We start from the raw sequence: 21,655 nt of genomic DNA on the forward strand, positions 1-21,655 counted from the left end.
GCCTAAGGTTAAGCCGGCTGGTAGGCGGGGTAGTCCGTGTAGCCCTCGGCGCCGCTGGTGTAGAAGGTTGCCATGTCCGGTTCGTTGACCGGCAGGTCTTCCTTCCAGCGACGCACCAGGTCGGGATTGGCGATGGCCGGACGGCCGACGACGACGGCGTCGGCCAGGTCGTTCTCCACCAGTGCGATCGCCTCATCCCGCGTGGTCATGATGCCGAACCCTGTGTTCAGCAGGAACGCGCCGTCGAACTGTTCGCGCAGTTCCCGGACGAGCTCACCGGCGGGCTCCTTATGCAGCACGCTGAGATACGCCAGGCCCAGCGGTGAAATAGCCTGCGTCAGCAGTGAGTAGGTGCGGCGGAGATCCTCATGGTCGAGTTCGGTTGCGCCCTGGACGTTGTGTTCCGGAGAGATGCGGATGCCCACGCGCTCTGCGCCGACTGCTTCGGCGACTGCCTTCACTACCTCGACAACGAACCTCACCCGGTTCTCAGGCGAGCCGCCGTACTCATCATCGCGCTGGTTGGCAGCGGGGGAGAGGAATTCGTGGAGAAGGTAACCGTTGGCGGAGTGCATCTCGACGCCGTCGAACCCGGCCTTGATGGCGTTGAGTGAGCCCTGGACGAACTCCTGAATGACGCCCTGAATCTCCGCGGGCGTCAACGCATGCGGCACCGGGTAGGGCTGCTTGCCCTTGTAGGTGCGGGTCAGGCCATCGATAGCGATGGGGCTTGGGCCGACGACGGTACGGCCGCCATTGGTGTCCCCGTGGGTGACGCGACCCGCGTGCATGACCTGAGCGAAGATGCGGCCGCCTTCAGCATGAACGGCGTCAGTGACCCGTGACCAGCCTTCGAGCTGTTCCTCGGTCACCAGTCCCGGCTGGCCAGGAAAGCCCTGGCCGGCGTGGCTGGGATACGTCCCCTCGCTGACGATCAGCCCAAGGGATGCGCGCTGACGGTAGTGCTCGACCACGATGGGCCCGGGAACACCGTCCTCGCCGGAACGGCAGCGGGTAAGCGGCGCCATGACGAGGCGGTTGGGCAGTTTCAGCTCGCCAAGGGTGATCGGGGAGAACAGCATGCGGGAGGTCCTTTCACGAAAGCATTCATAGGATGAAGCACCGTTGCGGGAGAAGCTATTCCGGGTGGGACGTGGATCACATGCGAAGGCTAGTGCGCCGTAGGCTGGAAGACGCATTGGACAGCGGGCTGAGTGGATGGTCGGCGGTAACCAGCAGGAGGAAGTTCTATGTGGTCCAGTCTGGCGGTGAGCCCAGCGGAAGCTCTGTATGTCGTGCTCTCGGCGTTGGGAATCTACTGCACGTTCCTGATCCTGATCAGATTGCTGGGACAACGCACCATGGCGACCATGTCGAGCTTCGACCTGGCCGCGGTCATTGCGATGGGAGCGGTGGCGGGCAGGGCAATCCTCGGTTACACCCCGACCCTTGCTGCCGGCGCCCTTGGGATTGCAACGCTATTCACCCTGCAGGCAGCTGCTGGGCAGCTGCGCAGAACCCGTCTGGGTGCGTCCGCGGTGAGCAATAGTCCGATTTTGCTCATGGCAGGCCAGGAGATTCTTCAAGGGAACCTGGTGCGTGCCCACATTGTCGAGGAGGACCTGTACGCGAAGCTGCGGTTGGCCGGAATCCGGGATACCTCGGAGGTGGCCTGCGTGATACTTGAATCTACGGGCGCGGTCAGCGTGCTGCGGCGTGGAGAACTGATAGACCCTGAGCTTCTGACCGCCGTACGGGATGCCGACCGGCTGCCGGCTGTGCTGCTCAAGCCTGGACCTCTGGAGCGCTGACCGGCCTAAGAACTCAGCCGTGCGCGGACAGAATCGAGCGGGCTTCCTGGCGGGTGCTGCCGGAACTTTCGATGTGCGCGAGTTCGGCGGGGATGGCCCGGCCCTTTTTGCGCATCGCGGTGGCCCACAGCCGGCCCGCGCGGTAGGAAGAGCGCACCAGCGGACCGGACATGACACCCAGGAAGCCGATCTCGTCCGCCTCCTGTTGGATGTCCACGAATTCCTGCGGCTTGACCCAGCGGTCGACGGGAAGATGGCGTTCGCTCGGACGCAGGTACTGGGTGATGGTGATCAGATCGCATCCGGCAGCGTGAAGATCGCGGAGTGCCTGCGAAATCTCCTCCCTCGTCTCTCCCATGCCCAGTATGAGGTTGGACTTCGTGACCATGCCGAGGTTCCGCCCCTGGGTGAGAACGTCCAGTGACCGCTCGTACCGGAAGGCGGGACGGATTCGCTTGAAAATCCGCGGCACCGTCTCCACGTTGTGCGCGAAGACTTCGGGCCTGGAGTCACAGATCGCCTCGATGTGCTCCGGTTTGCCTGAGAAGTCCGGGATCAGGAGTTCGACGCCGGTTCCCGGGTTCAGCTCGTGGATCTTGCGGACGGTCTCGGCGTAGAGCCAGACCCCCTCGTCCTCGAGATCGTCGCGGGCCACACCGGTGACGGTGGCGTAGCGGAGTTGCATGGCCTTGACCGAGCGCGCCACCTTGGTGGGCTCGAACCTGTCCACGGGGGAGGGCTTGCCGGTATCGATCTGACAGAAGTCGCAGCGCCGGGTGCATTCAGACCCGCCGATGAGGAACGTGGCTTCCTTGTCCTCCCAGCACTCGAAGATGTTGGGACAGCCGGCCTCCTCACAGACAGTATGGAGACCCTCCTTCTTCACGAGGTTCTTGAGCTGGACGTATTCCGGCCCTATCTGGACTTTCGCTTTGATCCATTCAGGTTTGCGTTCCACCGGTACTGCTGAGTTGCGCTGTTCAACGCGGAGCAGCTTGCGGCCTTCTGGTGCCAGTGTCATGGGTTCTCTTCCTTCAGCATTCGACGACGTTGACGGCGAGGCCGCCCAGAGCCGTTTCCTTGTATTTGGAGCTCATGTCCTTGCCGGTCTCGCGCATGGTCACGATCACCTCGTCCAGTGATACCCGGTGCGTACCGTCACCCCAGAGGGCCATTTTGGCCGCGTTGATTGCCTTGGCAGCAGCGATCGCGTTGCGTTCGATGCAGGGGACCTGCACCAGTCCGCCGATCGGATCACAGGTCAGGCCCAGGTTGTGTTCCATGGCGATCTCCGCGGCGTTTTCCACCTGCTCCGGGGTCCCGCCCATCACCTCGGCGAGGCCGGCCGCTGCCATGGACGACGCCGAGCCCACCTCACCCTGGCAGCCCACCTCGGCTCCGGATATGGAAGCCTGCTCCTTGTAGAGCACCCCGACGGCGCCGGCAGTCAGCAGGAACTTCACCACGACGTCGTCGCGGTCCTCCTGCGTGGCGTTTTCCATACCGGGCGCGAAGTGCAGCGCGTAGTACAGCACGGCGGGGATGATGCCGGCGGCCCCGTTGGTGGGAGCGGTGACCACTCTGCCGCCGGATGCGTTTTCCTCATTGACGGCCAAGGCCACCAGGTTGACCCATTCCTGCCAATACTTTGGGTCTCGGTCCTTGTCCTCCTTTAGAAGCCGCTCATGCCAGTCCGGAGCACGACGGCGGACCTTCAGCCCGCCGGGCAGCAAGCCTTCGCGCTTGAGGCTACTTTCCACACAACTCTCCATGACCGAGTAGATGTGCAGCAGGCCGGCGCGAATGTCCTCCTCCGACCGGGAAACCTCTTCGTTGATCAGCATGACCTCACTGATGTTGAGTGAGGCCAGTCTGCAATGCTCCAGCAACCCGGCGGCGGTACGGAAGGGGCGCGGGAGCTCCTGCTTCGTCTCCTCCAACTCCTGTCGGGCGCTGGCCTCCTCGCCTTCGCGGAGGATGAAGCCGCCGCCGACGGAGTAGAACGTTTCCGCGGCAAGGGCGGTGCCCTCGCCGTCGTACACAGTGAACGTCATACCGTTCGTGTGCCGCGGAAGCACGGTGAGCGGACGCAGCACCATGTCCTTGACCCCGTATGGCAGGCAAACGGCGCCGCCCAGCTGCAGCGTCCCGGTCTCCGAGATGACTGCCAGGCGCTCTTCAACCTCATCAGGCAGGATGACCTCGGGATGGTAACCCTCCAGGCCGAGCAGGATCGCTGTCATGGTGCCGTGACCGTGGCCGGTCGCCGCGAGTGAACCGTAGAGGTCCACACGCAGCCACTTGACGTGAACCAGCTTGCCGCTGGCCTTGAGTTCCTCCACGAACACCGCAGCAGCCCGCATGGGGCCCACCGTGTGTGAGCTTGAGGGTCCTATCCCGATGGAAAAGAGGTCGAATACACCAACAGCCATGGTCGTTCCTTACTTGGGTAGGATCCGCTCTCAGGCGAGGTTTGAGACGCGAGGGTAAAGCGGGTGCGCATTCGCGAGTGCCTCCACCCGGGCACGCAAGCCCGAGAGGTCCGCGCCGGCGTCGGCAACTAATGCTTCGGCGATGATGTCAGCGACCTCCGCGAAAGCTGCTCCGCCAAAGCCACGGGTAGCCAGTGCCGGAGTGCCGATGCGCAGCCCGGAGGTAACCATCGGCGGACGCGGGTCAAAGGGCACGGCATTGCGGTTCACCGTGATGTCTATTTCCGCGAGCCGGTCCTCTGCCTGCTGCCCATTCAGTTCACAGTTGCGCAGGTCGACCAGGACCAGGTGCACGTCGGTTCCGCCAGAGATGACGTTGATTCCCTTGGAAGTGACGTCGGGCTGGACCAGGCGGTCGGCGAGGATGCGGGCCCCGGCCAGGACTCGCTCCTGACGTTCCCTGAACTCCGGCGAGGCGGCGATCTTGAAGGCAACCGCCTTGCCTGCGATGACATGTTCCAGCGGTCCGCCCTGCTGGCCGGGGAACACCGCCGAGTTGATCTTCTTGGCGATGGCGGCGTCGTTGCTCAGGATGATGCCCCCGCGCGGACCGGCCAGGGTCTTGTGCGTGGTGGAGGTGGTGACATGCGCGTGCGGCACCGGGGAGGGGTGCAGCCCTGCGGCCACGAGACCGGCGAAGTGCGCCATGTCGACCATGAGGTACGCGCCCACGGAGTCGGCGATACGGCGGAACTCGGCGAAGTCCAGTTGACGGGCGTATGCAGACCAGCCGGCCACGATCAGCTGCGGCTTGTGCTCCTGTGCCAGGCGCTCCACCTCGGCCATGTCGATCCGGTGGTCGTCTTCGCGGACCTGATACGGAATGACGTTGTAAAGCTTTCCGGAGAAGTTGATCCGCATACCGTGCGTCAGATGCCCGCCGTGGGCCAGGTTCAGGCCCATGATGGTGTCCCCAGGCTTGATCAGCGCGTGCATCACCGAAGCGTTCGCCTGCGCGCCGGAGTGCGGCTGTACGTTGGCGTACTCCGCGCCGAAGAGGGCCTTCAGACGGTCAATGGCCAGCTGCTCGATGACGTCCACATGTTCACAACCGCCGTAGTACCGCTTGCCGGGGTAGCCTTCGGCGTACTTGTTGGTCAGCACGGAGCCCTGCGCCTGCATCACGGCCGCGGCCGTGTGGTTCTCGGAGGCGATCATCTCCAGGCCGGTGCGTTGGCGGTTCAGCTCGTCGTCGATCTTGACCGCGATTTCAGGATCCAGGTCGGACAGTTGTGCGTTGAGCGACGGTGAGACAACCTGTTCGAAAGCCGCAGTGGCGGCGGCCGGGCTCACAGTTCGCCGCCGTTTGCTGCAGCGTACTCTCCGGCAGACATCAGGGGGCCTTCTTCGGCCACGGTTACCTTGAAGAGCCAGCCTGCACCGTACGGATCGCTGTTGATCAGCTCCGGATTCGCAACGACGTCTCCGTTAGTTTCGGTGACCTCGCCCGTAACGGGGGAGTACAGGTCCGATACGGACTTGGTGGACTCCACCTCCCCGCAGGTTTCGCCGGCCGTGACTGTGTCCCCGACCTCGGGGAGGTCCACGTACACGATGTCGCCGAGGGCATCGGTGGCCACGGCGGTGATGCCGACCGCAACTGGGCCGGATCCGTCGCCGGCAACCCACTCGTGCTCCGCGGAGTACTTCAGTTCAGCAATAACCTTGCTCATTATTCGTTCCTTTACGTTTGGAGTTCGTTGGATGCAGCCGGAGCTATTGTTGGCGCTTGTAGAACGGCAACGCCACGACTTCGAAGGGCTCTGCCTTGCCGCGCAGGTCGATGTCCAGGGCGGTACCGGGTTCGGCATGCTCGACGTCGACATACGCCATGGCGATCGGGTATCCGAGGGTGGGGGAGGGCTGCCCTGAGGTCACTTCGCCGACAACGTTGCCGTCCTTGAGGACGGGGTAGTGGCTGCGGCCGGCTCGGCGGCCCAGGCCCTTGAGGCCCACGAGCTTGCGGCCGGTGGTGGAGCCGGCACCGGCAGCCTTGAGTTCGGCCAACGCGGTCTTGCCGATGAAGTCCGATTCCTTGGCCAGCGAGACCACCGGGCCGAGGCCTGCGGCGTAGGGGTCGCCTTCGCGGGATAGCTCGTTGCCATAGAGCGGCATGCCCGCCTCGAGGCGCAGTGAGTCCCTGCATGCAAGGCCGGCAGGAATGAGCCCCTGGTCAGCGCCGGTTTCCAGGAGCACTTCCCACAGGGCCGGAGCATCGACGTTGGGAACATAAATCTCGAAGCCGTCCTCACCGGTGTATCCGGTGCGGGCCAGGAGAAGCTGCTGAACAGTGCCATTGACCGTGATTCCCACTTCAACAGCGGCGTAGTACTTGAGCTCCGTGACGAGGTGGTGCTGTTCGGCCGGGACCAGCGTCAGCAGGATGGCCCCGGCAGTGGGACCCTGGACGGCGATCAGGGATGTTTCGGCTGAGACATCGTTGACAGCCACATTGAAACGGGCTGACCTTTCGGCCAGCAACGCCGCGACCACTGCGGCGTTGCCGGCGTTCGGCACCACAAGGTACTTCTCCTCGTCGCGGCGGTAGGAGATGAGGTCATCGATGATGCCGCCGTCTTCCTGGCAGATCAGTGAGTACTTGGCTTTGCCGACGGGCACCGTCGACAGCTTGCCGGCCAGCGCGTAGTCAAGGAAGGCGCCGGCGTCCGGACCGCTCACCCAGACTTCACCCATGTGGGACAGATCGAACAGGCCGGCAGCCTTGCGCACGGCGTGGTGTTCGGACAGTTCGGAACTGTACTTCAGGGGCATCTGCCAGCCCCCGAAATCGGTGAAGGAGGCGCCGGCCAACTTGTGCTGGTCATAGAGCGATGTGTAGTTGTCAGTCATCGTGAAATCCTTAGTTCTCAAAAGCTGTGAGCGGGGGGCAGGAGCAGACGAGGTTGCGGTCGCCCGCTGCCCCGTCAACGCGGCCGACCGGCGGGAAGTACTTGTCCTGATTCAGTGAGGAGACCGGGAACGCGGCCTGTTCGCGCGGGTATGCGCGTGCCCAGTCGGAGGAGACGACGGCGGCAGCCGTGTGTGGTGCGTTGCGCAACGGCGAGTCCTCGACAGAGAAGACTCCGTCGGCTACCTGCTCCATTTCCTGCCGGATGGTGATCATGGCTTGGATGAAGCGGTCGATTTCCGTGAGGTCCTCGGACTCGGTGGGTTCCACCATCAGCGTTCCTGCCACAGGGAAGGACAGCGTGGGGGCATGGAACCCGAAGTCGATCAGGCGCTTGGCAACGTCCTCGGCCGTGACTCCCGTGCGCGCCGTGAGTTCGCGCAGATCCAAAATGCACTCGTGCGCCACGAGTCCGCTTTCACCCGTGTAGAGCACAGGGAAGTGCTCGTCCAGCCGCGAGGCAACGTAGTTCGCTGCCAGCAGGGCCGATTTGGTGGCCTCGGTCAGACCTGCACCGCCCATGAGCTTTACATACGCCCAGGAGATCGGCAGCACTCCGGCGGAGCCGAAGCGCGACGCCGAGATCGGAACGCCGGCCGTGTTGGTACCTCCGCGGTTGGCATCACCCGGCATGAACGGTGCCAGGTGGGCCTTTGCAGCCACCGGCCCGACGCCCGGTCCACCGCCGCCGTGCGGGATACAGAATGTCTTGTGCAGGTTCAGGTGGGAGACGTCGCCGCCGAACTTGCCCGGCTGTGCCAGCCCCACGAGAGCGTTCAGGTTGGCGCCGTCGACGTAGACCTGCCCGCCGGCCGCGTGCACCGCGTCGCAAACCTCGCGCACATCCGCGTCGTAAACGCCGTGCGTGGACGGGTAGGTGATCATGATTGCCGAGAGTGCATCCCTGTTGGCCTCGATCTTGGCGTCCAGGTCCGCGTGGTCGATGGTGCCGTCCGCAGCCGTGGCCACGACGACAACCTTCATGCCGGCCAGGACTGCGGAGGCGGCGTTGGTGCCGTGGGCGGAGGCCGGGATCAGACAGACGTTGCGCTGAGCTTCCCCGCGGGAGGAATGGTAGCCGCGGATGGCCAGCAACCCGGCGAGCTCGCCCTGGGAGCCGGCGTTCGGCTGGATAGAGACCTGGTCATAGCCGGTGATTTCGGCGAGGTCGGTTTCCAGCCCCGAGATCAGTTCACGCCAGCCTTCAGTGTGGGAGTCCGGCGCGAACGGGTGGATTGAGGCGAACTCCGGCCAGGAGATGGCTTCCATCTCGGCGGTGGCGTTGAGCTTCATGGTGCAGGAGCCCAACGGGATCATGGTGCGGTCCAGTGCCAGGTCCCGGTCGGAGAGCCTGCGGATGTAGCGCAGCAGCTGGGTCTCCGAGCGGTGCGTGTTGAACACCGGGTGCTGCAGGTATTCGGAGGTGCGCAGCACCGTGCCGGGCAGTTCGAAGCCCTGGGTTTCCTTCACCGGACCGGCACCGAAGGCGGCGGACACGGCGGAGAGACTTTCCGGCGTCGTCGTTTCATCGACTGAGATGCCGACGGTGTCGGCGTCGATGAAGCGGAGGTTTATCCCGCGTGCTTCGGCCGCGGAGATGATCTTGGAGGCATCGCCCGGTGCGCGGACGGTGAGGGTGTCGAAGAAGGAACCGCTCATCAGCTCCCAGCCGGCAGCCCGGAGCGTGGCCGCCAGTGCCCGGGCGTTGTTATGGACGGTCTCCGCGATGGCCTTGAGCCCATCAGGGCCGTGGTAGACGGCATAGAACGAGGAGACGATGGCCAGCAGGGCCTGCGCGGTGCAGATATTGGACGTGGCCTTTTCGCGGCGGATGTGCTGCTCGCGGGTCTGCAGGGCCAGGCGGTAGGCGGGGACCCCGGCGTTGTCCTTGGAAACGCCGACGATGCGTCCCGGAAGCGTACGCTCCATGCCCTCGCGCACCGCCATGTACGCAGCATGCGGCCCGCCGAAGAACAGGGGAACGCCCAGACGCTGGCTGGAGCCGACGGCGATGTCCGCACCCTGCTCGCCCGGAGGGGTGATCAGGGTGAGGGCCAGAAGGTCCGCGGCTACGGTCACCAGCGCGCCGCGGTCCTTCGCCTCGGCAATGACGGCGGACTGGTCCCACACGCGGCCGGAGACACCCGGCTGCTGGAAGACGATGCCGTTGATGTCGCCGTCGGGCAGTCCTTCCGAGAGGTCAGCTACCTCGACCTCGAAACCCAGAGCTTCCGCGCGGCCAAGCACGACGGCGATGGTCTGCGGGAGGCAGTCGGCGTCGACGACGGTCTTGCCATCACGTGCGGTCTTGTTCTTGTTCGCGCGCCGCATCAGCAGCACGGCTTCGACGACAGCGGTGGCTTCATCGAGGAGGGAGGCGTTCGCCACCGGAAGTGCGGTGAGGTCCTGGACCATCGTCTGGAAGTTCAGCAACGCCTCAAGCCGGCCCTGGGAAATTTCCGGCTGGTACGGCGTGTAGGCCGTGTACCAGGCGGGGGCTTCAAGGACGTTTCGGCGGATGACCGGAGGAGTGACCGTGTCGTAGTAGCCCTGGCCGATCATCTGAACGGCGGTTTTGTTCTTGGCTGCCAGCCCGCGCAGCGCCGTGAGCACCTCTACTTCGCTGAGGGCACTGTCCAGGCTGAGGGGCTTGTCCTGTCGGATGGAATCGGGGACGGCGCTGTCTACAAGGCCGTCAACGCTGTCGTAGCCGACAGCCTTGAGCATGGTGTCGATGTCGGCCTGGCGGCGGGAACCGATATGGCGGTCTGCAAAGGTTGAACGGGATGACTGGATCGTCACGAGGAACTCCATCATTCAGGTGGCGCGTTTGCGCCACGATGATCTGGGTTCCTCCCCGCTCTGTATTGGACCTGAGAGTTTCCGCGTTGCCTGTTGTTGCCAGGCCTCACTTGCACCGTCGGTGAGTCCGGTTACCCGGACTGCTTTCCAGAGTTGCCTCGCCGCGGCGGTACGTGGGCCTGAGAGATTCCTGGGGAGGATTTGCTCCTACGGCGCCTACTGAACGTACCGGCAGGACTCTCCCGCCGCGGATCCAAGGCACACATCACTTTATGGGTGATGCGCTTCACACCATACCGGTTGGTTGAACTTTCACGCAAGTCGAGGTGCAGGCCACCTTTCACCAGGCATTGCCCGGTACGGTGACCTCGCCTGTCGCGGTGCCATCCCGGTTGAGCATCCAGCCTACGCGCTTGCGGACGTTCGCGATCACGACGCTTTCAACCAGCTCGAGGTCGGGGATGCGCTCTGCCGCCGCCTGTTCGACTGCCATGATGTCGGCGGCCGTGCGCAGCCACATCATGAACATGAAGTTCGTCGCACCGGTGGTTGAGGCGCACAGGCGTAAGGCGCCGAAGGATCCCAGTTGCGCCGCGGCGTCGTCGTGCCGGCTGGCCGGAAGGCGCGCGAACCACTGGCAGATGATGGGGTACCCGACCAGCCCGTTGGCCACCTCACAGCGGAAGGACAGGACGCCGGCGTCCAGTATCTTCTGGAGTTGCCGCCGAGCAGTCGCCGGGTGCAGGCCGACTACCTCCGCGATCTGGGCTGCGGTGGCGCGACCGTTGCGGCTCAGCTCTTGAATGATCGGGCGGTACTTGGGCGGGAGTGCTCCCCGGTGCGGTGCACGGCTGCCCGCAGCATGCTGGAGTGCTTTCCGCTGGCCCGCGGTCAGTGTGTCCAGCCGCCAGCTGTATGCGCCGTAGTGAAGCTTCGTGCAGAACGACGTCTCGTAGCGGGTCAGCCCGGGTACTTGGTCCAGTTGCGGGTACACGAATTCGACCAGCCAGGTCGGGGTTGGAGTGATGACTGTCAGCATCATGTCCCGGTTCCGGTAACACTCTTCGATAGTGAAGACATCCGGGATTCCGGCGATAGCGCGCACCGCATCCTCCCGTCGGGCTGGATCACACTGCACGTCATGGAACGACAGGGACATCTGGTCCGGGCTGCCGACGGGATGTGCCGTAATCCAGGCCGCCCCGGCCGCCACCAGGCGGTCCCACCGTGCGGCAAGGGAGGTGGGATGCCTGCCCAGTGCCTCGCCGACAACTGTCCATGGCAGCCGGGGGCCGATCTGCAGTGCGTTGATGAGCCGCAGGTCCTCTTCGTCGAGATCCATGCTTGCCTCCATGATCACTTTCTTCAGAAAAACTCTCCGGTTTGTAAATTATCAGGGATTTCGCATCATGTGGTGCAGCTCACTTCACAATGAATAACAAGTGTTCTACCCGTCAGTGACTTACCCGGAAGGCTCCCCATGACGCCCACCCAGATCGTGGAGAATGGCAGCTCGACGAACATTCTCTCCATCGCCAACATGCCCGTGCTGTGGGCGTGTGCGCTCGGCGTATTCGCCGTCATCATTCTTCAATCCATCATCTACATTCGCGCCGCACGGAAGGCGGCTCCCGCAGCCGGGATCAGCGGCGCCGAACTCAAGACGTCGTTCCGCTCCGGTGCCGTTGCGGCAATCGGGCCGTCACTCGCCGTCGTGCTCGTCGCGATTGCGCTGCTGGCGCTCTTCGGTACGCCGGCCGTCCTTGTGAGGATTGGACTGATCGGATCGGCCGCCTACGAGACCGGTGCCGCCAACATCGCCGCGACGACCATGGATGCCACCCTGGGCGGCGCCACATACACTCAGCAGGTCTTCGCCGTCGCGTTCTTCGCGATGAGCATCGGCGGGGCGATGTGGATGCTCACTACGCTGATTGCAACTCCCCTGCTCAAGCGGGGCGAGCATAAACTTGCGAAGGTCAACCCGCTGATCATGACGGTCGTTCCCGCCGCAGCGTTGCTTGCCGCCTTCATCTCTATCGGAATCGGTGAAATTCCCAAGAGCAGCGCCCACCTCATCACCCTCCTTACAGCGGGAGCGGTCATGGCGGTCTGCCTGTACCTTGCAAAGCGGTTGAACCGGGGCTGGCTCCGGGAGTGGGGCCTCGGCTTCGCCATTGTCGCGGGCCTCGTCGTTGCCTACACCGCCCACAGCGCCGGTCTCGGACCAGTCGCATGACCGCCCAACTGTCCGGAAGGAACGATCCCGTGAGCACAACACTGAGTCCTGCACAGGTCGCAGCAGATCTCCAGGAATTCGACCGCACAACCTCCCGGTGGGGGCGGCTGACCATGATCGCCGGTCTCATCATCTCCGTCGCGGGACCGCTCTACCTGGTCCTGTTCGGCAACCTCGGCATCACGTCCACGCAGTTGTGGACCGCTCTTGCCGCCGTCCTCGGCACCTTCTTTGTCATCTGGCTCGTGGAGCCGATCACGTACTTCCCGATCCTCGGCCCGGCCGCCATGTACCAGGCGTTCATGATCGGCAACATCTCGAACAAACTCCTGCCCTCAGTGCTCGTTGCGCAGACCAGCATCGGCGCCAGGCCCGGGACCGAGCGCGGCAACTTCGCCGCGATCATGGCCATCTGCGGGGCGGCGGCCGTCCATCTGCTGTCGCTGCTGATATTTGTTGGAATTCTGGGAACCTGGCTGATCAGCGTGGTGCCGGCCGGGGTCACCGACGTCGCCCGCGTCTATGTCCTGCCGGCGGTGATGGGCGCAGTTATCGTTCAGGCGATCATCTCGATGAAGCAACTGCGGCCGACTCTGATCGCATTCGCTGTGGTCCTGGTGGTGCAATTCGTTCTGCTGCCGATGGTGCCGGGACTCACGATGGTCTCCACAGCGATCTCGGTCATCGCCACGATCATCATCGCCTGGTTTGCTCGTAAGGAGATCCAACCCGTTTCCTGAAAACCGTGAGCAGTCGACCGAACATTCCGCAAGAGAGAGGCCACGAGAAATGATCACGACACTGGCAACCCCCCTGCTCTCTGACGAGCAGCGCGCCGAAATGCACGACCTCTACCGGCACCTGCATGCCAATCCTGAGCTGTCTATGCAGGAACACCGGACATCCGCACTGATCCAGGCCGAACTTGAAGAAACAGGGATCGAGACCTTCCGCTGCGGTGGCACCGGTGTAGTGGGAATCCTGCGCAACGGGGACGGTCCGGTGGTCGCCTTTCGCGCGGACATCGACGGCCTGCCCATCCGGGAAGACACCGGCGTTCCCTACGCCAGCACCGCCACCGGCAAGCTCGACGACGGTACCGAAGTCCCCGTCATGCACGGGTGCGGACACGACACCCACGCGGCAACACTGCTGACGGCAGCAAAGCTCCTCGCCGATTCCAGGGACCGCTGGGCTGGAACCATCGTGCTGATCTTCCAGCCCGGCGAGGAAACGGCGGCCGGAGCGAAAGCCATGGTCGAGGACGGGCTCTGGGACAAGGCGCCGAAACCGGACGTCGTGTACGGGCAACATGTCATGCCGGGGCTCTCGGGCACTATCCAGTACGCCACCGGGCACACCATGACCCAGGCCGACTCCTGGAAAGTCACGCTTCAAGGCCGCCAGTCCCATGGGTCTCAGCCGCAGGACGCCGTCGACCCGATTGTCCTGGGTGCGCACATCATCACGCGGATTCAGACGATCGTCTCCCGTGAAGTGGATCCCCGGCGGGCGGCGGTGGTCACGGTCGGAACTTTCCATGGCGGGCTGAAGGAAAACATCATCCCCGCCAGCGCTGAATTCACGCTCAACGTGCGCACCTTCGACGATGCCGTCCGCATGAAGGTGCTTGATGCCCTGCGGCGGATCATCACGGCGGAAGCGAACGCGTCCAACGCACCAGAGCCGACCATCGAGGAGCTCTACACCTTCCCCAAGAACTACAACGACCCCCAGGCCACGGCTCAGGTGGTGGAGGCGTTGCAGCAGGAACTGGGGGAGGGAAACGTCAAAGAGGTTGAGCCGCTGATGGGCTCGGAGGACTTCGGCCTGCTCGCGGAGTCCATCGGCGTCCCTTCCGTATTCTGGTTCTTCGGCGGCCATACCCAGGAGACCCTGGATACTGATCCCGTCCCGATGAACCATTCACCGTTCTTCGGGCCCGCCATGGAGCCGACCCTCACGGCCGGGGTGCAGGCTGCGGTGGCGGCAATCCTATCCAAGGTAGGCCTCTAGGAGAGCTACACTTGCCGGGCTGCAGTCCCGACCCGGTAGCCGCTCCCCTTGTGGTCCTCCGGGAGCCGGTCGCCCCTGCCGAACAGCTTGTTCCGGAGCGTTCCGGGAGCGTATTCAGTTTGGTAGGCACCGCGCTTCTGCAGTTCTGGCACCACGTACTTCACGATGTCCTCGAACGTTCCTGGAGTGATGGCGTAGGCCAGGTTGAACCCGTCGACGTCGGTCTCGTCGACCCAGGCAATAAGCTCGTCGGCGACCTCCGCGCCGGAACCGACCAGGTTGGGACGCGGAGACGACGAGGATCGCCTCCGCGTGCCCTGCGCGTTCCCTGCCGCGAAACCCACGCCGCGGGGCGACGCACCCGCCGGTTAGATCACGGGTGTCTGCTGGGGGAAGGTTCGCAGACCCGGTCACCACGTTCCAACCGAAGGCAAACCGCTATTGGATGTCGGGAGCGAACCCGCCCTCGTTCCGGGTCAGACGAGGGTGGTTTCGAGACGGGTGATGATGGTGATCAGCTGGCTCCGTAGGATTTGGTCTGAGAACCCGACCGATTCCGCCTGGACCTTATTCGTCTCCTCGATACGCCGCGATAGTATTTTGCCGCGCGGCGTGAGGCTGATGCGTATTGAGCGCCTGTCCTTGATGTTGCGGGCCCTGGATACCAATCCTTTGAGTTCGAGCTTCTCCAGAATTTTTCCCATGGTTTGAGCCTGAACATGAACCAGGCAGGCAAGATCAATTTGGCTGATCGGACCACTGTCTGACAGCGCCTTCAGCGTAGTTGCACCTGCTTGGGTGACGTTCAGATCCATCAGACGCAAGTTCTGATGATGCTCGTTGAAACGGGCGGCGGTACTTAACAGGCGACTGGTTGTCCACTGTGCTGTATTCACGTGCACCTACTTAGGCGTGCAACCGGGAAACAATTCATGTCCGTGCTCTTCGAAACACACTAGGGAACCGGAATAGCCCCAGACGGACACTCACTTCAAGCAACCTTACCTTCTGCTGCGACCAAGCGCCGGGACGTCGAGAAGGAGGCCATGCATGGCCTCCTCCGACAGTGCGGCGTGGATGGAGCTGCCTGAGCTTTCAGGCAGGCAACGGGAGGTGCGGGTACTCCGGCTCGCGCTGCTGGAACTGCAGCACGTCCTTGTTCTGAATCACGCCGTCGCGGATTTCGATCGCGCGGCTGATGGTCTCGTTTTCCGCCCAGGCCGCGGGACCGGCAATTACGGTTTCCAGGAAAGGCAGCAGGGCCTCGCTGATCTCCCAACTGGCGGAATTCCAGAGGTAGGAAGGGCTGTGATCCACCGCGTAGTAATCGATGTGGTTGCCTACCGTGAACATGGGCTCTGCGAAGGTGGTCGGTTTCGCCCAGCTGAAGCCCATTCCCTCATCGCAGGACACATCCACGATCAGGCTGCCGGGCCGGAAAGCCTCAAGGTCTTCGGTGCGCAGGTAGGTCAACGGCGCGTTGGGGTCCTGCAGCGTGCAGTTGACCACTATGTCGCTCTCGGCCAGGAACGGCGCCAGCGGAACCCGTCCGCGTTCGGTGATGACCTCGCTGAGGAACGGCGCCTCGGTGTTGTGGTCGAACTGAGCAATCCGTACTGAATGGATGGGTGAACCCACGGCGGCCACTCCCCGGTTGGTCAGCACCTGGACGTCGTGGATGCCGTGGGCGTTGAGAGCCGTGACGGCGCCGCGCGCCGTCGCTCCGAAGCCGATGACGACGGCGCTCAGCCTCCGGCCGTAGTCCCCGGTGGAGCCGGTCAGGGCCAGGGAGTGCAGCACGGAGCAGTAGCCGGCCAGTTCGTTGTTCTTGTGGAACACGTGCAGGCCGAACCCACCGTCGCTGGCCCAGTGATTCATCGCCTCGAAGGCGATCAGTGTGAGTTTCTTGTCGATTGCCAACTGGGTTATGGCCCTGTCCTGGACGCAGTGCGGCCATCCCCACAGGACCTGCCCGTCGCGGAGATCAACAAGATCGGCGGGCTGCGGTTTCGGCAGGAGAACGACGTCGGCCTCTGCCAGCAGCTGCGCTCGCGGGGCGATGCGCCCTCCAAGCGCTGCGAGCTGGGAGTCGGAAACGCCGAAACGCTCGCAGTATCCTTCTTCCAGGATCAGGTGCTGCCGAATCCTGGGGGCGATGCGCTGCAGATGCAGCGGGTGCATAGCCAGGCGTCGTTCATCAGGTTTTCGCGTGCTGGAAAGGACGCCGAGGGTGAGTTGGGCCGTCGTCACGGTCACTTCTTTTTGGCACTCGGAGACTTGGCGGTGGCCTTCTCCAGCGAACTGGGCGGTTCTGCCGCAGCCCTCTTGTCGGCGCGTTTTTCCTTGATTGACTTGCTGGATTTCTTGGATGCTGCTTGACGGGGGGACTTGTCAGCCATGATCGCTCCTGTAACGGAACCGAAAGGGGGTTCCTGACTTTGAACGTTACAGGTACCGGCCTAATGCCGACTGGAATGAACTAAAATATAGATCCGCATCGTGGAAACAATATTCCGCCAAAAGGGTGTACGCTAGATCACACCGAAACTACGTAACGAACACTCTGGTCACGGACCTTCCACGCGGTCCGGGATTGTCCAGGCGGTTCGGTTGGCGCGTCGGTCCGGTTCGTACGGGAGCGTGAATGATGGACGGAATCAAGGTAACCGTCAACGGCAAAGTCCGGGACTGCAGCGGGACAAACCCCCACACTCGATTACTCGACTGGCTACGGGACGAAGGTCTTACAGGATCCAAGGAAGGCTGCGCTGAAGGGGAATGCGGCGCCTGCGCCGTCCTGGTGGCCCGCCCTGACGGATCCGATCGCAGTCGATGGACCTCGGTCAACGCGTGCCTACCTCCGGCGCTGGCCTTCGACGGCCAGGAAATCATCACCGCCGAGGGGCTAGGAAACGTCTCGGATGCCTGTACTCCTGAGGATCTGCACCCGGTACAGCGTGAAATGGCGGACCGCGGCGGTTCCCAGTGCGGATACTGCACCCCCGGATTCATCTGCTCAATGGCGGCCGAGTACTACCGGCCGGAGCGCAGCGCGGCGGAGAGCGCGAAGGAAACCGGAACCGCCGTCGTCGGTGAAGAGCACGCAACCGACCACGAGTGCGGCCCCAACGGATTCGACCTCCACGCCCTGAGCGGGAACCTGTGCCGCTGCACCGGCTACCGGCCGATCCGCGACGCAGCCTACGCACTCGATACACCGACGGACTCCGACCCGCTGCTGGACCGCCAGAACCGGCCGGCCCCTGAGCCGCGGCACACGCGCGTCAGCGAAGAGGCCGAATTCATCCGCCCGCAGTCGCTCGAGGAAGTGCATCAGACCCTGCGGGACAGCTCGGACGTGAAGCTCGTCGCCGGGGCCACGGACCTCGGCGTGGAAGTCAATCTCCGGCATTCGCGGCCGCCGCTGGTCCTCGCGATCGACCGCCTCGAGGAACTGCGCTCGTTGAAGTTCGACGCCGACTCCATCGAGCTCGGCGCCGCCCTGACACTCTCGGAGGTGGAGCGGGCACTCGACGGCAGGATTCCGCTGTTGAGCCACCTGTTCCCGCAGTTCGCCTCACGCCTGATCCGCAACGCCGCGACCTTCGGCGGAAACCTCTCCACAGGCTCACCCATCGGCGACTCCGCGCCGGTTTTCCTGGCGCTCGATGCGAGGGTTGTCCTTTCCTCCACCGACGGTGAGCGGGAGGTGCCGCTGTCGGAGTACTACACCGGCTACCGCCAGAGTGTCCGCAAGCCCCATGAGATGCTCCGGGCCATCCGAATTCCGCTGCCGCTTGCGGAAAGCGCCGCGTTCTACAAAATTGCCAAGCGGCGCTTCGACGACATCTCCAGTGTGTCGGTGGCCATCGCGCTCCAGCTCAGCGACGGCGTCGTAAGCTCCATTCGCATCGGGCTGGGTGGCGTGGCGGCCACCCCGATCCGCGCACTGGCAACTGAAGAGGCGCTGGTTGGCCAGCCGTGGACGTCGGACACGGTGGCGGCCGCCGCCGTCGTTATGGCCGGTGAAGGGACGCCGATCGATGACATGCGAGCCAGCTCGCTCTACCGTTCGGCCATGCTGAGACAGGCCCTGCTGCGATTCCATGCCGAGAACGCTCCTGCACTGGAGGTGACCAAGTGAAGTCGCTCGCAGATCGTCCCGTGAACCCGGTGGTCGGTGTTCCCGTATCCCACGAAAGCGCCGCCGCCCACGTAACCGGAACAGCGCTGTACACCGACGACCTCGTGGTCCGGAGCCAGAATGTCCTGCACGCCTGGCCTGTTCAGGCGCCGCATGCGCACGCCCGCATCGTGAACCTGAGCACCGAGCCCGCGCTCGGGGTTCCGGGCGTGGTGAGGGTACTGACGGCGTCGGACGTTCCGGGAGTCAACGACGCCGGAATCAAGCACGACGAACCGCTCTTCCCCAGCGAAGTGATGTACTACGGCCATGCCGTGTGCTGGGTGCTAGGGGAGTCGCTGGAGGCTGCGCGTCTCGGGGCAGAGGCAGTCGAGGTTGACTACGAGCCGCTCCCGTCGGTGATCACGGTTGAAGAGGCCATCGAAGCCGAGAGCTTCCAGGGGAACCGGCCGACAATCGCGCGGGGTGAGCCGGACGCGGCTCTAGAGAACTCAGCCCACCGGTTCCAGGGCGAGTTCGAGTTCAGCGGACAGGAACACTTCTACCTCGAAACCCACGCCTCGTTCGCGTACATCGACGAGGCCGGGCAGGTGTTCATCCAGTGCAGCACCCAGCACCCCTCGGAGACGCAGGAGATCGTGGCGCACGTGCTGGACCTTTCCAGCCACGACGTCACGGTGCAGTGCCTCCGGATGGGCGGCGGGTTCGGCGGCAAGGAAATGCAGCCGCACGGCTTTGCGGCCATCGCGGCCCTCGGCGCCACCCTCACCGGGCGGCCGGTGAGGCTGCGGCTCAACCGCACGCAGGACATCACGATGTCCGGAAAGCGGCACCCGTTCCACGCGCGCTGGGACGTAGGGTTCGACGACGACGGCCGCCTCCAGGCGCTCAAAGCCACCCTCACCAGCGACGGCGGTTGGAGCCTCGATCTCTCCGAGCCCGTGCTTCAGCGGGCGCTGTGCCACATCGACAACGCGTACTACATCCCGAACATTGAGGTCCACGGCCGGATTGCGAAGACCAACAAGACGTCCCAAACGGCGTTCCGCGGCTTCGGCGGTCCCCAGGGCATGCTCATCATGGAGGACCTGCTGGGCCGGTGCGCACCTTTGCTGGGACTGGAGCCGAGCGAGCTTCGCCGTCGTAATTTCTATGAGCCGGGTCAAAGCACGCCGTACGGGCAGCCGGTGCGGCACGCGGAAAGGCTTCAGGCCATCTGGCAGTCGCTCGCGGATCGTTCCGACGTTGCGAGGCGCCGCGCGGAAATAGCGGAGTTCAACGCGCAGCACCCTAACACCAAGCGGGCGCTCGGCATGACCCCGGTGAAGTTCGGCATTTCCTTCAACCTCACCGCGTTCAACCAGGCCGGTGCCCTGGTGCACGTCTACAAGGACGGGTCCGTGCTGATCAACCACGGCGGCACCGAGATGGGCCAGGGGCTGCACACCAAGATGCGGCAGGTTGCTGCGACGGCGCTTGGCATTCCGCTGTCACTGGTGCGGCTAGCGCCGACGCGGACGGACAAGGTGCCGAACACGTCGGCGACGGCGGCAAGTTCCGGTGCGGACCTCAACGGCGGCGCCATCAAGAACGCCTGCGAGCAGATCAGCTCCCGGCTGGCGGAGGTCGCTGCCCGGAAGCTCAACATCCATCCCGACGACGTCCGTTTCGACGATGGGAAGGTCACCGGCATCGGCTTCCACGATACGGAGCTCACCTTCGCTGAGTTGGCCCGAGACGCGTACTTCCAGCGGGTCTCCCTCTGGGCCGCGGGGTACTACCGGACGGAAGGCCTGCACTGGGACAGCTCCCGCATGCAGGGCGAACCGTTCAAGTACTTCAGCTACGGTGCGGCGCTCAGCGAGGTGGAAGTCGACCGCTTCACAGGTGCCTATCGCCAGGTGCGAACTGACATCGTGCACGACGTCGGCGACAGCCTCTCGCCGATGATCGACGTCGGGCAGATCGAGGGCGGCTTCGTTCAGGGCGCCGGCTGGCTGACGCTGGAGGACCTGCGCTGGGACACCTCCGACGGCGCTAACCGCGGCCGGATCACCACGCAGTCCGCCAGCACCTACAAGCTGCCGAGCTTCTCGGAGATGCCCGAGGAGTTCAACGTCCACCTGTTCGAGCGGGCCACCGAAAGCGGTGTGGTCTACGGGTCGAAGGCCGTGGGTGAACCGCCGCTAATGCTGGCGTTCAGCGTCCGGGAGGCTCTCCGCGAAGCAGTTGCGGCCTTCGGGCCGGGGGACTGCGCCGTGGAACTGGCCAGCCCGGCCACTCCGGAAGCGGTGTTCTGGGCGATCGAGCGGGTCACCGCGCCGTCGTCGTCCTCTTCTTTGGACGTGGACGAGCTCACCTCCGCCACGAGTTCAGTACGTTGACATGGACTGGCTGGAGGCGCTGCAGCACCTGAGGTCCTCGGGCCTGCCGGGTGTGCTGGCGACTGTGTCGGAGGTACGTGGGCATTCACCCCGGGAAGCAGGGGCAAAGATGGTCGTGGGCGCATCTTCCACCTGGGGCACCATTGGCGGCGGCAATCTCGAGGCGACGGTGATCGACCGGGCGCGCGAGATGATGGCCGCTGGCGTCGCAGAGACAGAGAACGCCGAGTTCTCCCTGAACGAGCATGCTGTGACGCAGCACGGCCGGCAATGCTGTGGAGGGAAGGTGCGGGTGTTGCTTGAGCCGTTCCTGTCCCTGCCTGCGGTGGCGGTATTCGGCGTCGGGCATGTGGGGTATGAGCTCGGCAGGATCCTGTCACGGCTGCCCATGAACCTGTACCTGGTGGACAGCAGGGCCGAGCAGTTGCTGCCCGAGCGTCTGGCCGATGTGACCTCCGGGGTGGCGTCGGTGCGCGCGGTGCACACTCCGGTGCCGGACTCCTTCCTGGGTGAACTGCCCGCTGGCGCGCACGTGTTCATCATGAGCCACGATCACTCCGAGGACTTTCTGCTGTGTGATGCAGCACTTCGGCGAGCGGATCTGGGGAGCGTCGGGCTGATCGGTTCGCGGGCAAAATGGTCACGGTTCCGGCAGAAGTTGGGGGCGGAAGGGTACGCCGAGGCCGAGATTGCGCGGATCCAGTGCCCGATCGGGTTGCCGGACGTGACGGGGAAGGCACCGGCGATTATCGCGGTGAGTGCGGCGGCCGACCTGCTGCGGAGCCTTTCTTCCCCTGCCACGAGCGAACAGACGTTGGAGGGCAATGCGAAATGACTCATGTGCATGTACGCTGTTGCA

Annotated in this window: 18 protein-coding genes, 1 pseudogene and 1 riboswitch; of the genes and pseudogenes, 7 read left to right on the forward strand and 12 right to left on the reverse strand. The window is 64.1% G+C overall.

All coding sequences use genetic code 11. The features are described 5' to 3' along the window. Positions 1–8: 8 nt before the first annotated feature. The gene (locus AC4D1W_RS15480; protein WP_490892652.1) at positions 9–1,082 is read right to left on the reverse strand and encodes an alkene reductase; all 1,074 of its coding nucleotides are present in this window, start codon (positions 1,080–1,082) and stop codon (positions 9–11) included. A gap of 168 nt (positions 1,083–1,250) precedes the next feature. Between AC4D1W_RS15480 and AC4D1W_RS15485 the strand changes: the two genes are divergently transcribed. Next, on the forward strand, positions 1,251–1,811 hold the full coding sequence (locus tag AC4D1W_RS15485) for a DUF421 domain-containing protein (RefSeq protein WP_490899334.1): 561 nt from the start codon (positions 1,251–1,253) through the stop codon (positions 1,809–1,811). Positions 1,812–1,824: 13 nt separating this feature from the next. Here the strand turns inward: AC4D1W_RS15485 and lipA are convergent, their stop codons facing one another. From lipA to AC4D1W_RS15520, 7 genes are all read right to left on the reverse strand, one after another. Beyond that, complete coding sequence (gene lipA / locus AC4D1W_RS15490; protein WP_490899335.1) at positions 1,825–2,832, reverse strand: lipoyl synthase; 1,008 nt, start codon at positions 2,830–2,832, stop codon at positions 1,825–1,827. A 13-nt stretch (positions 2,833–2,845) separates the two neighbouring features. After that, entirely contained in the window at positions 2,846–4,243 is a 1,398-nt protein-coding gene (locus AC4D1W_RS15495; protein WP_490899336.1) for an L-serine ammonia-lyase, read from the reverse strand. Between the two features lie 30 nt (positions 4,244–4,273). Then, a complete protein-coding gene (gene glyA, locus AC4D1W_RS15500; RefSeq protein WP_490899337.1) occupies positions 4,274–5,596 on the reverse strand; it encodes a serine hydroxymethyltransferase in 1,323 nt (440 codons plus the stop codon). Further along, positions 5,593–5,976, reverse strand: coding sequence for a glycine cleavage system protein GcvH (gcvH, locus tag AC4D1W_RS15505; protein ID WP_490899338.1), 384 nt, complete (start codon positions 5,974–5,976; stop codon positions 5,593–5,595). The genes glyA and gcvH overlap by 4 nt, the downstream gene beginning before the upstream one ends. Positions 5,977–6,019: 43 nt before the next feature. Then, the gene (gene gcvT, locus AC4D1W_RS15510) at positions 6,020–7,153 is read right to left on the reverse strand and encodes a glycine cleavage system aminomethyltransferase GcvT (protein ID WP_490899339.1); all 1,134 of its coding nucleotides are present in this window, start codon (positions 7,151–7,153) and stop codon (positions 6,020–6,022) included. 10 nt (positions 7,154–7,163) lie between these two features. Next, positions 7,164–10,025, reverse strand: coding sequence for an aminomethyl-transferring glycine dehydrogenase (gene gcvP / locus AC4D1W_RS15515; RefSeq protein ID WP_490899358.1), 2,862 nt, complete (start codon positions 10,023–10,025; stop codon positions 7,164–7,166). 145 nt (positions 10,026–10,170) lie between these two features. Further along, positions 10,171–10,268, reverse strand: a riboswitch (glycine riboswitch). Between the two features lie 85 nt (positions 10,269–10,353). Beyond that, positions 10,354–11,355 (reverse strand): Lrp/AsnC family transcriptional regulator, encoded by a 1,002-nt coding sequence (locus AC4D1W_RS15520; protein WP_490899340.1) that lies wholly within the window; start codon positions 11,353–11,355, stop codon positions 10,354–10,356. 138 nt (positions 11,356–11,493) lie between these two features. Between AC4D1W_RS15520 and AC4D1W_RS15525 the strand changes: the two genes are divergently transcribed. From AC4D1W_RS15525 to AC4D1W_RS15535, 3 genes are read left to right on the forward strand one after another with little or no spacing between them, the layout of a single operon-like run. Then, on the forward strand, positions 11,494–12,252 hold the full coding sequence (locus AC4D1W_RS15525) for a DUF5058 family protein (RefSeq protein WP_490899341.1): 759 nt from the start codon (positions 11,494–11,496) through the stop codon (positions 12,250–12,252). Positions 12,253–12,281: 29 nt separating this feature from the next. Next, on the forward strand, positions 12,282–12,992 hold the full coding sequence (locus AC4D1W_RS15530; protein ID WP_490899342.1) for a hypothetical protein: 711 nt from the start codon (positions 12,282–12,284) through the stop codon (positions 12,990–12,992). Positions 12,993–13,041: 49 nt separating this feature from the next. Beyond that, on the forward strand, positions 13,042–14,268 hold the full coding sequence (locus AC4D1W_RS15535; protein ID WP_490899343.1) for an amidohydrolase: 1,227 nt from the start codon (positions 13,042–13,044) through the stop codon (positions 14,266–14,268). 5 nt (positions 14,269–14,273) lie between these two features. On the opposite strand, the pseudogene AC4D1W_RS15540 reads toward AC4D1W_RS15535, so the two are convergent. The 4 genes and pseudogenes from AC4D1W_RS15540 to AC4D1W_RS15555 all read right to left on the reverse strand — a co-directional run. After that, a pseudogene (locus AC4D1W_RS15540) lies at positions 14,274–14,552 on the reverse strand (5,10-methylene tetrahydromethanopterin reductase); the annotation flags it as partial. A gap of 192 nt (positions 14,553–14,744) precedes the next feature. Beyond that, positions 14,745–15,164 carry a MarR family transcriptional regulator gene (locus tag AC4D1W_RS15545; RefSeq protein WP_490899345.1) on the reverse strand — a complete coding sequence of 140 codons (420 nt, stop codon included), beginning with the start codon at positions 15,162–15,164 and terminating at the stop codon, positions 14,745–14,747. Positions 15,165–15,363: 199 nt separating this feature from the next. Next, positions 15,364–16,524 (reverse strand): N(5)-(carboxyethyl)ornithine synthase, encoded by a 1,161-nt coding sequence (locus AC4D1W_RS15550; protein ID WP_490892663.1) that lies wholly within the window; start codon positions 16,522–16,524, stop codon positions 15,364–15,366. After that, positions 16,521–16,667, reverse strand: coding sequence for a hypothetical protein (locus AC4D1W_RS15555; RefSeq protein WP_490892664.1), 147 nt, complete (start codon positions 16,665–16,667; stop codon positions 16,521–16,523). The genes AC4D1W_RS15550 and AC4D1W_RS15555 overlap by 4 nt, the downstream gene beginning before the upstream one ends. Before the next feature lie 248 nt (positions 16,668–16,915). On the opposite strand from AC4D1W_RS15555, the gene AC4D1W_RS15560 reads away from it, so the two are divergent. The 3 genes from AC4D1W_RS15560 to xdhC are packed head-to-tail and all read left to right on the forward strand — an operon-like array spanning position 16,916 to position 21,631. Then, on the forward strand, positions 16,916–18,412 hold the full coding sequence (locus AC4D1W_RS15560; protein ID WP_490899359.1) for a xanthine dehydrogenase small subunit: 1,497 nt from the start codon (positions 16,916–16,918) through the stop codon (positions 18,410–18,412). Then, on the forward strand, positions 18,409–20,796 hold the full coding sequence (gene xdhB / locus AC4D1W_RS15565; protein WP_490899346.1) for a xanthine dehydrogenase molybdopterin binding subunit: 2,388 nt from the start codon (positions 18,409–18,411) through the stop codon (positions 20,794–20,796). The genes AC4D1W_RS15560 and xdhB overlap by 4 nt, the downstream gene beginning before the upstream one ends. 1 nt (position 20,797) lies before the next feature. Further along, a complete protein-coding gene (gene xdhC, locus AC4D1W_RS15570) occupies positions 20,798–21,631 on the forward strand; it encodes a xanthine dehydrogenase accessory protein XdhC (RefSeq protein ID WP_490899347.1) in 834 nt (277 codons plus the stop codon). Positions 21,632–21,655 lie beyond the last annotated feature (24 nt).

The organism is Arthrobacter sp. TJ-170 (genome assembly GCF_058269305.1).

Excerpts from the sequence above, each read along its gene's own strand:
- AC4D1W_RS15480 (WP_490892652.1), bottom strand. The coding sequence starts at position 1,082 with ATGCTGTTCTCCCCGATCACCCTTGGCGAGCTGAAACTGCCCAACCGC.
- AC4D1W_RS15485 (WP_490899334.1), top strand. The coding sequence starts at position 1,251 with ATGTGGTCCAGTCTGGCGGTGAGCCCAGCGGAAGCTCTGTATGTCGTG.
- lipA (WP_490899335.1), bottom strand. The coding sequence starts at position 2,832 with ATGACACTGGCACCAGAAGGCCGCAAGCTGCTCCGCGTTGAACAGCGC.
- AC4D1W_RS15495 (WP_490899336.1), bottom strand. The coding sequence starts at position 4,243 with ATGGCTGTTGGTGTATTCGACCTCTTTTCCATCGGGATAGGACCCTCA.
- gcvH (WP_490899338.1), bottom strand. The coding sequence starts at position 5,976 with ATGAGCAAGGTTATTGCTGAACTGAAGTACTCCGCGGAGCACGAGTGG.
- gcvT (WP_490899339.1), bottom strand. The coding sequence starts at position 7,153 with ATGACTGACAACTACACATCGCTCTATGACCAGCACAAGTTGGCCGGC.
- gcvP (WP_490899358.1), bottom strand. The coding sequence starts at position 10,025 with ATGGAGTTCCTCGTGACGATCCAGTCATCCCGTTCAACCTTTGCAGAC.
- AC4D1W_RS15520 (WP_490899340.1), bottom strand. The coding sequence starts at position 11,355 with ATGGATCTCGACGAAGAGGACCTGCGGCTCATCAACGCACTGCAGATC.
- AC4D1W_RS15525 (WP_490899341.1), top strand. The coding sequence starts at position 11,494 with ATGACGCCCACCCAGATCGTGGAGAATGGCAGCTCGACGAACATTCTC.
- AC4D1W_RS15535 (WP_490899343.1), top strand. The coding sequence starts at position 13,042 with ATGATCACGACACTGGCAACCCCCCTGCTCTCTGACGAGCAGCGCGCC.
- AC4D1W_RS15555 (WP_490892664.1), bottom strand. The coding sequence starts at position 16,667 with ATGGCTGACAAGTCCCCCCGTCAAGCAGCATCCAAGAAATCCAGCAAG.
- AC4D1W_RS15560 (WP_490899359.1), top strand. The coding sequence starts at position 16,916 with ATGGACGGAATCAAGGTAACCGTCAACGGCAAAGTCCGGGACTGCAGC.
- xdhC (WP_490899347.1), top strand. The coding sequence starts at position 20,798 with ATGGACTGGCTGGAGGCGCTGCAGCACCTGAGGTCCTCGGGCCTGCCG.